General features: G+C 73.4%; 6 protein-coding genes. 1 reads left to right on the top strand and 5 read right to left on the bottom strand.

What is annotated here, in order from left to right; genetic code table 11:
- Positions 1-129 precede the first annotated feature (129 nt).
- Entirely contained in the window at positions 130-1,281 is a 1,152-nt protein-coding gene (locus IPG72_02380; GenBank protein MBK6767879.1) for a TMEM43 family protein, read from the bottom strand.
- 177 nt (positions 1,282-1,458) lie between these two features.
- Positions 1,459-2,037 carry a TrmH family RNA methyltransferase gene (locus IPG72_02375; GenBank protein MBK6767878.1) on the bottom strand — a complete coding sequence of 193 codons (579 nt, stop codon included), beginning with the start codon at positions 2,035-2,037 and terminating at the stop codon, positions 1,459-1,461.
- Positions 2,038-2,182: 145 nt separating this feature from the next.
- Here IPG72_02375 and IPG72_02370 point away from each other — a divergent pair, with 145 nt between their 5' ends.
- The gene (locus IPG72_02370; protein ID MBK6767877.1) at positions 2,183-5,710 is read left to right on the top strand and encodes a VWA domain-containing protein; all 3,528 of its coding nucleotides are present in this window, start codon (positions 2,183-2,185) and stop codon (positions 5,708-5,710) included.
- A gap of 39 nt (positions 5,711-5,749) precedes the next feature.
- Here the strand turns inward: IPG72_02370 and IPG72_02365 are convergent, their stop codons facing one another.
- The 3 genes from IPG72_02365 to IPG72_02355 form a co-directional block, all read right to left on the bottom strand.
- Positions 5,750-9,361, bottom strand: coding sequence for a VWA domain-containing protein (locus IPG72_02365; protein ID MBK6767876.1), 3,612 nt, complete (start codon positions 9,359-9,361; stop codon positions 5,750-5,752).
- 689 nt (positions 9,362-10,050) lie between these two features.
- Entirely contained in the window at positions 10,051-10,470 is a 420-nt protein-coding gene (locus tag IPG72_02360; GenBank protein ID MBK6767875.1) for a hypothetical protein, read from the bottom strand.
- Positions 10,471-10,564: 94 nt separating this feature from the next.
- The gene (locus tag IPG72_02355; protein ID MBK6767874.1) at positions 10,565-14,242 is read right to left on the bottom strand and encodes a VWA domain-containing protein; all 3,678 of its coding nucleotides are present in this window, start codon (positions 14,240-14,242) and stop codon (positions 10,565-10,567) included.
- Positions 14,243-14,402 lie beyond the last annotated feature (160 nt).

Here is a 14,402-nt window from a genome sequence, read left to right as displayed (position 1 = left end):
GCGGGGCCTCCTTGTTCTGACAACCCCCGCAGCCTACCGTGGATTCGGATGTCCGAAACGCCGTTTCACCGCCGCGCAGCCGCCGCGCACCCGTCGCAACCGCCGCAACCGACACCGCGACGCCCCAGATCAGGCCGCCGCCCCCCCCGTCGCCTTCGCCACCGCCCCCTTCCGCAGCCGCAGCGCCAGCCACACGACGCCCACCGCGATCGCGATGAGCACCACCGCCACCACCGGCCGGTATGCCACCCACCCGAGCGCGATCGTGATCAGCGTGAGCGGCACGGCGATGAGGAAGCTGAACAGCCCGGCGCCGAAGCCCATCAGGCGGCCCACGAACGGGATGACGGACCCGATGACGCCGAGCGGGTTGAAGACGAGCAGAATCCCGAAGGCCATGAGGAGGTAGCCGAACAGGCGCACGAACCACAGGATCAGCGTGTTCTCCGCCTTGGCGTCGGCGAACATCGACTCGGCCGTATGCGTGCCCACCGCGGCCATCTCGATCGCCTTGCCGGCCCCGGTGTACGCCTCCAGCGTGCCCTGTGACTGCGCCGCGACGACGCTCACCGTCTGCGGCTCGAGCGCCGTGAACCGAATCCGCACGTCGCCGACCGCCGGCGCGTCGGGGTCCTTGCCGATGTAGAGGCGATCCGCCTGGATCCGGCGGCCGTCCCTGGCCGCGCTGTCCGGCACCGGGATCGCGTCGCCGTCGCCGAGCTTGGCGACGAGGTCGGCGGGCAGGACGAAGGCGCCGAGCGTCACGCGGTCGGCCGTCCAGCTGTCGCTGTCGTACGGCATCTCGCCGGTGTTCTGATGGCCGTCGGGCTCCTGGAAGCCGGACGAGTCGATCGCCTGATCGGACCAACCCTTGTCGTAGGTGTAGGTTGTGACCGTCTCCTGCCCTCCGCCCAGCTTCGTCTTCGTCTCGGAGCGCGACGATTCCTGCCACTGGTACATCTCGACCGAGCGGGTCAGCTTGAGCGCATTCGCCGAGACATCGAACGTCGGGTCGGTGAGCGTCTCAGCCGTCGTCGCCAACCCCGTCATATGGACGAGCTTGCCGTCGTTGGCCACGTCGACCCCCTCCGCCGAGACCGAGAGCACCGTCTTGGAGCCTTCGTTCAACGTGCGCGCCGTCGTGACCGCGCGGCCCTCGTTCCAGAACAGCAGCGGGAAGCTGGCCAGGGCCATCAGCAGCCCGAACAGCGCCCCGGCGAACGAACCGCCGACGCGGCTGACCCACGACTGGTGGGTGGTGACCGTCACCCTATCCGACATTGTCTCGCCTCCTCAGGCGGCCCGCCGCACCGCGCGGCACCGACGCCCCGCTGGGCGTCGCCGTTGGGAGGCGGGATTGCGCGGCGGATGGTACGCCCGCACGGGGGACCGTTCAAGCCCACTCGGCTCGATGGCGGACCCATCCGTGCGCGGTCCCGACGGGCGCCGCGCGATCCGTCAGCCGCCGTGAATCGACCGCTCCCATGTCGGCAGCCCCGCGTAGAGCACCGCGCTGGCGCAGAGCGCCACGTTCAGGCTGTTGCTCACGCCGCGCACCGGCAGCTCGACGACAGCGTCGGCCAGCGCCAAGAGCGCGTCGTCCACGCCAAGTCGCTCGTGGCCGAAGATGAGGACGACGGGCGGCGCGAGGTCGGCGACGGCCAGCGGCATGCTGCCCGTCGCCTGCTCGACGGCGATCACGCGCCAGCCGTCCGCCTTCAGCCGCGCAACCTCGGGCGCCGCTTCGGAAACGTGCCGCCACGGCAGCGCGTCGATGCTGCCGCCGACACCGGTCTTGCGCAGATGGAAGTCGGCGTGTGCGTTCGCACCCGGATAGGGCGTGCAGCCGGTCAACCAGAGCGACGTGACGTTGATGCAGTCGCACAGCCTGAAGATCAGGCCGGTGTTGTAGGCCGAGCGCACGTTGTCCAGCACGACGACGACCGGCAGGCGCGTCGCGTCGCGCGCGGCGGCGGACGGGCGGGCGGCCCGCAGATCGTCGGTCGTGTGGCGGCGGAACGGCACGAGATCGGTCATCGCGCTATCCTAGCAGAGCGCCTTCCGGCGGACGGTGCAACCTTCAGCCGGAGTCCGCTGTCCCTATCCTTGATCAGCTGTCCAGATCCGCGGTCGGCGCGTGTTCTTCCTGGCGTGCCGCGCCGATCGCACCACGGAGTCGCACATGGCCGTCGCCATCGTCCGCCGAACGCGAACGCCGTTCGTCTTGGCCGCCCCCGTGCTGGCCACGGCCATCTGCTGCCTCGCCGCCGGGCCGGCCCGCGGAAGCGCGCTGGCCCGCCCCGCCGCGGCGGACCGCCCGTGCAGCGCCCGTTACAGCCGCGATTTCTACCGCAACGGCGTGCAGGTCTCGAAGGTGGCCTGGGGCGGCGAGGTCGAGGTCGCGATCTGGGCCGAGGTGGACTGCGGCATCGCGGGCATCGACGATCTGCAGGGCATGGCGATCACCGAGACGCTGCCGGCCGGCCTGACGCTCAGCCCGATCAGCCCCGGACCCGACGGCACCGATCCGCCGCCGGACGCATGGTCGCCGACGGAGGCGGTGTGGCGGTTCGCCGCCGGTGCCGAGGACGGGGGCATCATGATCCGCGAGGTCCGCTACCGCCTGCGCGCCGCCCCGGTTGACCCGGCCGTCAGCGCCGCCGGCGAAGCGCGCTACGCCTGGGGCGTCGCGTTCGACACCACGCGGCTGCTGCGGCGCGAGCCCGAGCCGCTCCTCGAGCGCCGGCCGCTCACCGCCGACATCGACATCCCGCTCACCGTCGTCGTCCCGCGCGCCGACAGCGACTGCCGGCTCGAGGCCAGCCGGCGCTACAACCCGGAAGCGGCCCGTCCGGGCGACCGCGTCGAGGTCACGCTGCAGTTCACCCCGCGCGGCTGCTGGGCCTTCCCGGTGCAGTCCAACGGGATCATCGCCCTCCAGCCGCCGGCGGGCCTGACGGACGAGAACATCGAGCGCTACGTGACGACGGCGCGCGCGTGGTACGATCCGCCGGGCGGCGCGGACGGGATATACGGCATCGTCTGGAACGTCGCGCCGCAGCCCGTCGTCGTCCCGCCGACGCGCGACGTGAACACGCTGAACGCCCCGATCCGCGCTTGGCGGGGCGAGTCCGGCGGCACCGCCGTGGCCGCCTTGAACGCCGCCATCGACACGATCGTGCGCCAGCCGCTGTCGCACGAGATCGTGTACTACATCGGCAACTCGCTGGCCGTCCGGTCCTCCCCGTCCGCCGTCGCGGCGGCGCTGAAGCGAGCGGACGCGCGCGGCATCGAGATCGTGCCGATCTGCGTCGGTGGCGGCTGCGACCCGGCGCTCACGTGGGCCTACGACTTCCCCGACCTGCAGCGCCTGCGCGACGCGATCCTCCTCGGCCGGGTGCTCACCGAGCATCGCGGCACGGCCGCCGCGCTGACTTCCATCGCCGTGGACGACGTGCTGCCGCTCGGCGCACGGTACGTCCCCGGCAGCGCCGTGACGAGCACGCCCGGCTCGGTCACCGCGGACGGGGCCGGGCTCCACATCGGCCCGCTCGCGGCACAGGTGGATGTACCGCTGCACGTGCGCTACAGCTTCACCGCCGCGGCGCTCGGCCCCGTCCGCTACGCCGGCGAGGGCACGGCGCGGCTGGTGTACAACGACGCGTACAGCTCGGCCCGCCTGCGCCTGCCCGGCGCGCCGCTGTCCGTCATCGCCGCATCGGCCGGCACCGCCTGCACGCCGCCGGCGGTCAAGACGCGCTGGGAGCCGAGCGTCGTGCTGTCGCAACCGGTGAACGTGACGGTGGCGTTCGACACGAACTGTCCGACCGATCTGCGGCGGCAGGACCTCGTCATCGTCCTGGATGCCGGCGTGACGATGACGGTCGACGAGCTCTCGCGGATTCGCGGTGCGGTGCGGACGCTGCTCTACGAGACGGCTGCGCTGGACGTCAACGCCGGCCTCGTGACGCTGGATCAGCGCGTGCTGCGCGTGCCGCTCTCGGCCAACCTCGACCGCATCCACGGCACGCTCGACTCGCTGGGCGACATCACGGGCGGTGGTTTCGGTGAGCCGAACATGTCCGCCGGCCTGGCCGCCGCCGGTGACGAGCTGCAGTGGCGGCGCCCCGACGCCGCGGCCGGGGTCATCCTGATCACCGACGGCTACCAGGCCCCTGAGGCGCTGCTGGCCGCGGCCGACCGGCTCAAGTCCGACGGCGTCCGCGTCACGACGATCTGCATCGACGTGCGCTGCCACCCGGCGCTGGAACAGTCGGCCAGCGGCCCGAGCGAGCACCACACCGTTCACGCGACCGGGCTCGACGGGCTCCTCAGCGCCCTCGCCCACCGGTACGGCACGATCCGGATCAAGCAAGCCACGATCGAGGAAACGCTGCCGCCGGACATGCGCTACGTCGCCGACTCGGCCGTGCCGCCGCCCGATGCGATCGATGGCCAGCGGCTGACGTGGCACGTGACGACCCGCTCCGGAGCCGGCAGCGAGTCGGTGCGCTATGCAGTCCAGCCACAGGCGCTCGGCACGGACTTGCCGCTCGGCACGGACACGCGCCTGACGTTCGTCGACGAGGTCGACCGCTCGGCCACGACCCGCCTTGCATCGCCCGCGGTGACGGTCTTCCCCCCCGGCACCGCCGGTCCGTGCACGCCCGACCTCGATCGCCTGCCGCGCCGGGCCGGTGCCGTCGCCGGCGACCCGATCACCTTCACGCTCTCCGCCGCGCTGGTCTGCCCGCCGACGACCGCCAAGCTGGACGTCGTGCTCGTCATCGACCACTCCGATTCGATGGCCAGCCAGTCTCGCCTGACGAACGCCGTGCGGGCCGCAGAGGGCTTCCTGGACGGCGTGCCGTCCGGCACCCGCGTCGGGCTCGTGACGTTCAGCACCGAGGTCGACGCCCGGCTGCCGCTGGACGCCGACTTCCGGGCCGTCCGCAGCGCCCTCGCCCGGCTCGAGGCCAACGGCCGGACGGCGATCACGAGCGCCCTCGTCGCCGCCGAGGGACTGCTCGATGCCCGCCGGCCGGACGCCGTCGGCGCGGTCGTCCTCCTGACGGACGGCCGCGAGGCGGCCGGCGCGGCGCCGGTGATGCTCGCGACGGCGACGGGGATGAAGGCCAAGGGCATCCGGATCATCACGGTCTGCGCCGGCGACTGCGACCCTGAGCTGGCATCCGTCGCCTCGAGCGGGCCCGATGCGCTGCTCGCCCCGGACAGCGCACTGCTCGTGGAGTTGTTCAAGGGCATCGCCGCCGACCTCGGCAATGTACAGCCGACGGCCATTCAGATCATCGAGGGTTATCCGGAGGACATCGAGCCCGACTTCGACAAGTACGTGCCGCTGCCACGAACGTTGGACCCCGACCACCCGGCCGAAGCGATCTGGACGTTCGAGCGCCTGCCGCGCGGCCGGCCGCAGCTGATCGGCGTCGTCGTGCGGCCGCAAGCGGCCCGCATCGGCGAGAGCACGCGCTTCACGCGCCTCGCGTACCGGTTCGGTCAGCAGTCCGGCTACGCCTACTTCCCGTCCGGCTTCCTGGACACGCTCCTCCCGACCGCCACCCCGCCCCCGACGATGACGCCGCGGCCGACGATCGAGCCGACGGGCACGCCGGAGCCGCGCACGCCGCCGCCGGTGCTCACGCCGGGGCGCGAACGGGTGGTTTGGCTGCCTTGGGCGGGGCGGCGCTGAAAAGAACCAACGGGCGCGCGTGTCACGGGGTGGCAGCAGTCACCGACACCCCGTCACCGCCGCCACCTCCGCGTAGATGGCCGCCAGATCGGCCGGCGTGGGCGCGGTGAAGAGGCGGCCGGGGCCGGCGACGGTGCGCAGGAGCGCCAGGTCGGCGTCCGGGCCGAGGCCGACGGCGTAGAGCACGGTCCCGCTGGTCCGGAGCGCTTCGGCGGCGGTGAGAACGGGCGGGAGCGGTCCGGACTGGCCGCCGTCCGTCAGGAGCACGACGACGGCGCGGCGCGACGGATCGGCACGGGTCGTGGCCAGCATGGCGTGCGCGGCCTCGAGGGCGCGGTCGATCCGCGTTCCGGTGCCGTTCGTGAGGGACCCGATGGCCGCCTCGAGCGCCGCCAGGCTGCCCGACAACCCGGTCGTCGCGCGCGGCTCCTCGTCGAACGAGACGACGGCGGCGTGGTCGCGCGGGAGGTCGAGCAGGCCGACGAACGTCTTGGCGGCGGTCTTGGCTTGGGCCAGCTTGTCGCCCGTCATGCTGCTGGACGTGTCGATGAGGAGCACGACGTCCGCCGGCTTGGGCGCCGGGATGCAGGCCGAGCGCCAGAGGACGGGCAGGTAGGCGCGGTACGGTTCCGGCGTCGCTGTCGGCGTCGGGGACGGCACGGCGGTCGGAACGTACACCTCGATCTCGACCGGCGGGAACGGGAAGGCGTACACGGCGCCGTCGGCGTCCGTCCAGCGCGCGACGGCCGAGCGGCTGACCGCGTGGCGACCTGCCGCGGTCGGACGGATGACGAACTCGGCGGCGAACCCCTCGGGGCCGAGGACCGCCCGGCCCCACGACAGACCGTCCGGGCGTTCGAGGGCCGGCGGCTGGGCCGAGCCGCGCTCGAGGCCGATCCCGGGCGTGAGATCGTCGTCGACGCTGAGGTTGGCCACCAGTCCGGACGTCCCGACACGGCGGACGATCTGGGCGTAGATCGGCGCAAGCTCGTTGGGCGACGGCGCGAGGAAGACGTGGGCGGGGTCCGTCGCCAGCGGGTCGAGCGATGCGGCATCCGCGCTCTCGCCGAGCCCAACGGCGTAGATCTGGACCCCCCAGCCCTTCAGCCAGAGCGAGGTGGCCACCGGGTCGGCGTCCTGGACGGTGTCATGGCCGTCCGTCAGGAGGACGATGACGGGCTGGGCGTCCGCGCGCCGCCGCGCTTCCATGTGGCGCCCGGTGGCCAGGAGCGCCGCGCCGAGGTTCGTCTCGCCGCCGGCCACCAGTCGGTTGATCCCGTTGGCCACCGGCACCGGGTCGGCGCCGAGCGCCGCCTCCAACCGGATGTCCGTCCCGAACGAAACGAGGCCGACGCGGTGCACGCGCACGTCGAGCAGCGACACGAACTGGAGCGCCGCCGCCTTCGCCCCGGCCAGCCCGTCTCCGGACATGGACACCGAGCGGTCGAGGACGAGCATCACGTCCGCCCCGAGTAGCCGCGGCTGGCCCGGGCAGTCGACGCTGAGCGTCAGCGTCACGGCCGCCGTCCGGCCGAGGAGGATCCGGTTCGGCCCAACGGCCTTGTCGCCCGAGACCCGGCACGTGCCGCCGCCGACGATCGCCGTCGGCGTTGCGCCGGGCGTCCTGGTCGGCACGGTGTCGGGCGTTGCGTTCGGCGTCGCGTCGGGCGTTGGCGTCGCCGCACCCACGGGAGCGAAGATGTGCACGGCACGCCGCGCGGCGTCGGCCAGGGCAAGGGAACCGCCGGCGGTGATGAACAAGTCGTCCGCCAGCAACGGCTCGTCGGGGATCAGGCGCGGCTTGAACGCCGCGATGAGGTTGCCGCCGGCGCGCTCATGGATCTCGATATGGCCGTCGGCCAGCAGCACGGCAACGGCGTCCGTCCCGTCCGCCAATCGTCCGGCCGCGAGCCGGCGCGGGCCGTTCAGCACACCGGCCTGCCACGCCGCTGCCGGTTCGGACGCCCCAGGCCGCCAGCGCTCGACGCGCCCGACGATCCCATCGGCCACCCAGACGCTGCCGTCCTCGCCGGCCGCGATATCCGCCGGCCAGAGCCCGATCGCGCCCGCCTTGACGACCTCGCGCACCGACCCGGCATCGACTTCCATTTCCGCCACGCGGCGCGTCGCCGGCCGCGTGAGCCAGAGCCGTCCGCCGCCCATCGACATCCGTCCACCAAGCGGGCAGCCGCAGTCGGCCGTCCACGGGTCGGTGAAGCGCGCGACATCGGCGGCAGCGCTCACCCGGCGGATCCGATCGTCGGCAAGCGACACGAAGTAGCGGGCCGTGGCGGGCTTCGACATCGCCCCGTCCGCATCCGAGGCGATGTCGACGACGTCGTAGGGCAGGACGGTCTGCTGGAGCACGCTGCCCGCAGCCGCACCGTCCACGGAGAGCGCGAGGATCCGCGAGCCCGGGCCGTCGAGCACGGCCAGCGCACCGTCCGGACCGGCGGCGAGGCCGAGGGCGGCCGAGCCGCTGACCAAATTGGCGCGGGTCCGGGCGGCGCGGCGACCGAACGTGCCGGCCATGCGGCCCATCGGCACGCTGAAGCGGTGCTGCCCGCCCGGCCCGAAGCGCTCGAGGCTGAAGCGCTCGACGCCGCGCGTGAAGGCCAGGCCGTCGGCGCCGACGGCGATCGACCAGCGCGCCGCGTCGTCGCCGGGCGCGCCGCCGAGCGCCGGCGGCACCGCCCAGCGCCCGACCTCGCGGCCGTCCGGGGCGATGCTGAGCACGACGAGGCCGACGCGATCGCGCTCGACGCCGCGGGCCAGCACGTGAGCGACGACGGGCGGGGCGGTCGTCGTACCGGCGGAGGACGAGAATGCCAGGACCGGCCCGGCGGCAACGGCCAGCGGGACGACGTCCGTGAGTGGCACGGTGGCGCGGACGCCGCGGGCGATGTCCACGAAGAGCAGCCGCTGCTGCGCGGGCTCGATCGCGGCGAGGAGCGTGGCGGAGAGGACGGCCATCCGCATCGGCCGGCCGTCGGCGGCGATCCAGCGCCCGCCGGCGCGCTGGAGGAGGCCGCTGGCCCGGTCGTAGCGCGACGCCTCGCCGTTGAAGAGCACGGTCGGTCCGACGTCGCCGACGGCCCAGCCGAGATCGACGGACAGCTGGTCCTCGAGGCCGCGGACGAACTGGTCCGTGACGCGGTCGCTCCAGAGACGCACGCCGTCCGGCCGCCAGGCCTCGACAAACGGCCCGGCGCCGGTGAAGACAAAGACGAGGACCACCCGTTCGGTCGCGTCCCACGTCAGGGCCAGCGGCACGCCGTCGACGTCCCACCCCCCCGTGACGGCCCCCGCGCCGTCGTAGCGCGCCACGCGGCGCGTCCGGCCGTCGGCCATGTAGAGGCCGCCGGCGTCGTCGAAGGCGAGGGCGAGCGGGAAGGGGGGCGGGGGCGGGAGGAGGTGGGTGGCGGTGTTGCGCCAGGCGGCGGCGGTGAGCTGGGCGGCGGGGCTGCCGGATGCGGCGTCATGGGATGTTGGGACGAGCGCAACGGCGAGTGTGAGGGCGAGCGTGAGTGCAGCTGCCCAACAGGCGGCGACCGCGGAGGAGAGGCGCGGGGCCCGAGGGATGGGGGTTCGAGTGGCGGCGGCGCACAGCGTCGTGGCTGACCGGGGGTCGGCCTTCGGTTGGATCGACATGCAGGCTCCCCCGGCTGGGCGTCGGGCGCGAACGGCGTGCGGCAGGAGGTAGAAGGCGCGACCGGGGGGGAAGGATAGCAGGGTGTGATCGGACGCGTGGGGCGTTGGGGGGGGGTGTGTGGGAGGTCGGGCAAGGGAAGAGGTAGGGCAGGGGACGGGGTGCAGAGCCGGCGGGCGGGGGTGGTTGGGGACGGGGCTTTTTGGGTTCGTGCATTTTGTTCGCAGGGGCCGCTTGGCCCCTGCACCCCAGCCAGGGGGCGCAGCGCCCCCCTGGACCCCCCGCACCAGGTTTCGCTTCTATGGCCGCCGCGGATTGTCGTCGGCGCGTAGATTGGAGCGGACGCCCCAATCCCGTCGAACGAGCAGGCAATTGATCGAGCAAGATCGTTGGGATGTCATCTTGCTCGTTGACGTTTTTGGCCCGCACGCCGCGGGGCGGTCCACCAACTACTCTGTGCCGCACTTCGATCCGCCAGACCTCTTCCGGGCGCGAGACCGCGTGCTTGAACGACCGGAAATTCCGATGCGGGGGGTCCAGGGGGGCGCTGCGCCCCCTGGCTGGGGTGCAGGGGCCAAGCGGCCCCTGCGAACAAAATGCACGAACCAAAATGCCCCGTCCCCAACCACCCCCGCCCGCCGGCTCTGCACTTCCTCCCGTGCCCTACGCCTTCCCTCACCCCAACGCGACCCTACTCCGCCTCTTCGTCCGCATCCGCCGCACCCCACGCATCGCTGGCGATCTGTCGGAACGCATCGAGCGGATCGAGCGACTCTGGCTGAACCGGCTCCGTCGGCTCCGGCGGCGCCGACGGAGCCGACGGAGCCGACGCATCCGTACGATCGCGCATCTCCACCCGCTTCGAGGAAACGGCAGCCTCATCCTCGCCCGCGCCCGTCGGATCACCGTCATCCGGCGCCGGTGGAATCGGTTCGTCGAGACCGTTCAGGCGCCCGTTGAAGTACCACCGCCCGCCGCTCAAACGGTATTCGACCGCCTCGCCCGTCGGGCAGAAGAGGCGGCCGCCGCGGCTGTCGGGACTCGGGACCATCTCCTGATCGCACCACGGGCAGCGCGGAGTGCGGCGTTGGGGTCGCTGTTGGAAGCTCATGGGCAGTGCTCCATCGGGGATCGGGCGGGCGGATGCGAACATTCGTTCTGACCAACGCTCATTCTAGTCATGTCGCGGGGGACGTGCGAGTTCGTCACCGGCACCGCGTCTGCCCGGCGATCGCGCGGTACACGCCCTCCAGCTCCGCCGTTCCCGGCGCGTACCGGAACCCGCCCCGGGAGGCGATCCGCTCGAGCATCGCGCGGTCGGCGTCCGGGCCGAGGCCGATCGTGTGGACGGTGACGCCGTCGGCGAGCACGCGGTCGGCGGCCGCCAGGAGCGGTGCGGTCTCGCCGGACTGGCTGCCGTCGGACAGCAGGACGACGACGGGCTTGTTCGCCGCGCGGCGCCGCGTCGAGCGCAGCTCGGCCCGTGCCGCCTCCAGCGCGCGGTCGATTCGCGTGCCGGGGGCAAGGGCCAGGCCGTCGATGCCGGCGCGCAGACGGGTCGTGCTCGACCCGAGCGGCACGACGAGCGTGGCAACCTCGCTGAAGCTGATGAGCGACAGGCGGTCGCGCGGCGGGTCGAACAGCGAGACGAACGTCCGGGCCGCCGCCTGGGCGGCCGCGAACTTGTCGCCGGCCATCGAGGCCGAGGTGTCGAGCACGAGGATCAGGTCGACGTACTGGCCGGTCGGAATGCAGTGGCTGTTCAGCGCGAGCGGCAGGTAGATCGGCCGCGGGACGCGTGTCGCGGTCGGGGATGGCGTGATCGTCGCGGTGTGCGTCGGCGTCGGCGACGGCGTCGACGTCGGCGTGCGGGTGGGCGTGGGCGTCGTCGTCGGCGTCGGGGTCGAGGTCGGTGTGGCGGTGGGGGTGGGGGTGGGCGCCAGGACGAGGATCTGCGGCACCGGGAAGACGAACGAGCGCTCGACCCCGTCCGCATCGGCGTAGCGGGCGACGGCCTCGCGGTTCACCGGCCAGCGACCGGCTTCGATCGGGCGCACGCGGTAGGTGAACGTCACACCGGAGGCCGGCAGGATCGAGCGGCCCCACGACAGACGGTCGGCGCCCTCGAGCGCTGCCGGTGCCGAGGAACCACCGATCATCGCCATCCGGTCGCCCAGCCGGTCCGTCACGATCAGGTTGCCGGCGAGGCTCGTCTCCACCAAGCGCAGGATCTGGCGATAGATCGGGAAGAGCTCGTCGGGCGTCGGCGCGTGGAAGTAGCGGTCGGGGCGCGTTGCGATCGCCTGCAGCCCGCCCTCGTCGAGGTCGCGCCCGAGGCCGATCGTGTAGATCTGGACGCCCTGCGCCTTCACATCTCCGGCCGCCTGGAGCGGCCCGTCGCGCCCGTTCGAGTCGCGCCCGTCCGTCATCAGGACGATGACCGGCAACGCATCCGCCCGCCCTTCGCGGCCGAGCACGATGCCGGCCTGGCGGATCGCGTCCGTCAGGTTCGTCCCGCCGTCCGGCACGAGCGTGTCGAGGGCCCGGATGACCGCCGCGCTGTCCGTCGACAGCGGCGCGTCGACGGTCACGAAGCCGGCGAACGACAAGAGCGCCGCGCGGTGCCGCCGGACATCGAGGAGCTCGATGAACGTCCGGGCCGCGTCCTTGGCGCGCTGCATCGCCTCACCGTACATCGAGCCGGAGCGATCGAGCACGAGGACGATGTCGGCCCCGGCTAGCCGCGCGCGCGGCGGGCAATCAGCCGAGAGCGTCAACGTGACGGCGGCCGTCTGGCCGAGCACGATCGTTTCCGGCCCGACCCGCTTGTCGCCGCTCACACGACAGCTCCCGTCCGACGGCGTCGGCGTCGGCGATGGGGTGGCACCCAGCCCGCCGGGCTCGGTCGGGTCGACCGGCGCCGCGGACGGCACGAAGGCGTGCACCCGGCGCGAGACCGCTTCGGCCAACACGATCCGCCCATCCGCGTGCAGCGCCACGTCCTCGGCCGACACGACGGCCCCGTCGACAACCGGCGTGAAGCGCGCCAGCAGTCCGCCGTCGTCGCCGCGGTGGACCTCGACGGCACCGTCCGTCAGCGTGGCGGCCACCAGATCCAGGCCGCCCGGCCCGCCGAAGCGCCCCGCCGCGAGCCGCCGCGGCCCGGCCAGCAGCCCCGCCGGCCAGCGCCGGTCCGGCGGCGCACCCTCGAGCGACCCCGGCGACCACCCGACGATCTCGCCCGCGATCGCATCCGCCGCCAGCACGGTACCGTCGGCGGCCACCGCGATGTCGCTCGGCCAGAGGCCGACGCCCTCCGCCCAGGCGAGCAGCCGCGGCGACGCACCGCCCGGTGCATCGTCGGGCGCAAGGCCGGCCAAACCGGCGATCCCGGCCACCGTTCGGCTCGTCGGCCGGGAAACGTAGGCGCGCGAACGGTCCACCGCGATCCGACCGCCGAGCGGGCATTCGCATCGCGCGGCGGATGGGTCGTCAGGCGCCGCGCCAAGCGACCCGAGTCCCGGTCCGGTCACGCGCCGCACCGTGCCGTCGGCAAACGTCGCCCACACCGTCCCGTCCTCCGCCACGGCCGCATCGACCGCGTCGCCCGCGAACGTGACGACGTTCGTCCCGAGACCGGACGCGTCGAATGCCACGACACGCGCCTGCGGCCCATCAAGGGCCACCGTCCGGCCGTCGGGCAGCGCGCCGAGGGCCAGCGCGCGGCTGCCGGCCACGCGCTTGTCGCGCGCGTCGAACGCGGCCGGACGCGCACCGAACGGCTGCACGACGGCCGGCGCGTCCGACACCGGCCCCGTCCAGCGCCGGAGCGACAGGTTGGCCCCGCCCCCGACGACCGCCACGCCGTCGCCGTACACGTCGAGCGCCCAGGCGAACGCGGCCTGTGCGGGGGCGATGGTCGCCGAAGGCGCGGCGTCGTCCGCCAACGGCCGATCGTCCAGCGGTGCCAGCGCGGCGCTCAGGACGATGTGCCGCACCCGGCCGCCCGCACCGCCTTCGCCCGGCCCGACGAGGACGTGCACCCGCTCGCGGCGGTCGATCGCGACGTCGAGCACGCGCTCGCCCGGCCAGTCTCGGCGCGCCACGGTGCGCCCGGTGGCGTCCACGCGGGACACGATGCCGGTCGCAGCCTGGGCGATGACGAGCCCGTCGTCCGCCGCGGCAAGGCGAACCGGGCGCACCGCGGTGCCGCGCGAGAGGCCCGACAGCGGCGTGAACGTCGCAGGCACGGCGTCGTCATCGGACAGCGTCACGCGGTAGAGCACGTTGTCGGCCTGCACGACCGGCGCCCCGCCCCACGCCACCGCGACATCCCAGCTCGGCGCCTCGTCGGCGCTGGCCGTCGACCATCCCGGCAGGACATCCTGTCGCACCCGCTGCCCGTCCAGCGCCCAGGTCTCGAGAACCTCGTGCGTCGTCACCACGGCATCCCGCCCGACGCGCGCCCGCGTCTGCGCGAAGCACAGCACGTACACCCGCCCGCCCGCCGGATCCACCGCCAGCGCCACGGGCTCGTACGCCGTCCGCCACACCGCCTCGACGTCCCCCTCGGGGCCGACGACGACGACGCGCGGGTTCCGACCATCGGCCACCACGACGCGCCCGTCCTCCAGAAACGCGACATCCACCGGCAGCATCGGCCGCTCCGGCCACACCCACTCGCCGGCCAACGCGTATGCGGTCGGCGGCTGCGGCTGGGACTGGGCCAGGAACTGGGCCCGGGGCCGGGCCTGCACAGGTGCGGTGGCGCCGACGTCGGCGCGCCGGGCGGCGACGGCGATGGGGACCGCGCACGCGACGGCGGCGAGGCCGACGAATACGGCGGTGCGCGTGAGCATGGGCGAGCGAGGCGGGTGCATCATGGTGGACAACGATAGACGCTCAAGGCGCGGCATGCGTTGTGGGCGACCCCATGCGATCAAGTGCGACCACAGGCCACCGCGTCACCGATCCCCGCCCCGGATGCCGGCACCTCGGCTCCCACATCCCACACCGCGTAGGGGCGACGCATGCGTCGCCCAT

Source organism: Candidatus Avedoeria danica (genome assembly GCA_016703025.1).
Taxonomy (GTDB): Bacteria; Chloroflexota; Anaerolineae; order Epilineales; family Epilineaceae; genus Avedoeria; species Avedoeria danica.
Note: the sequence above shows the minus strand (reverse complement) of the source record. Positions and strands in the feature narration are given on the sequence as shown.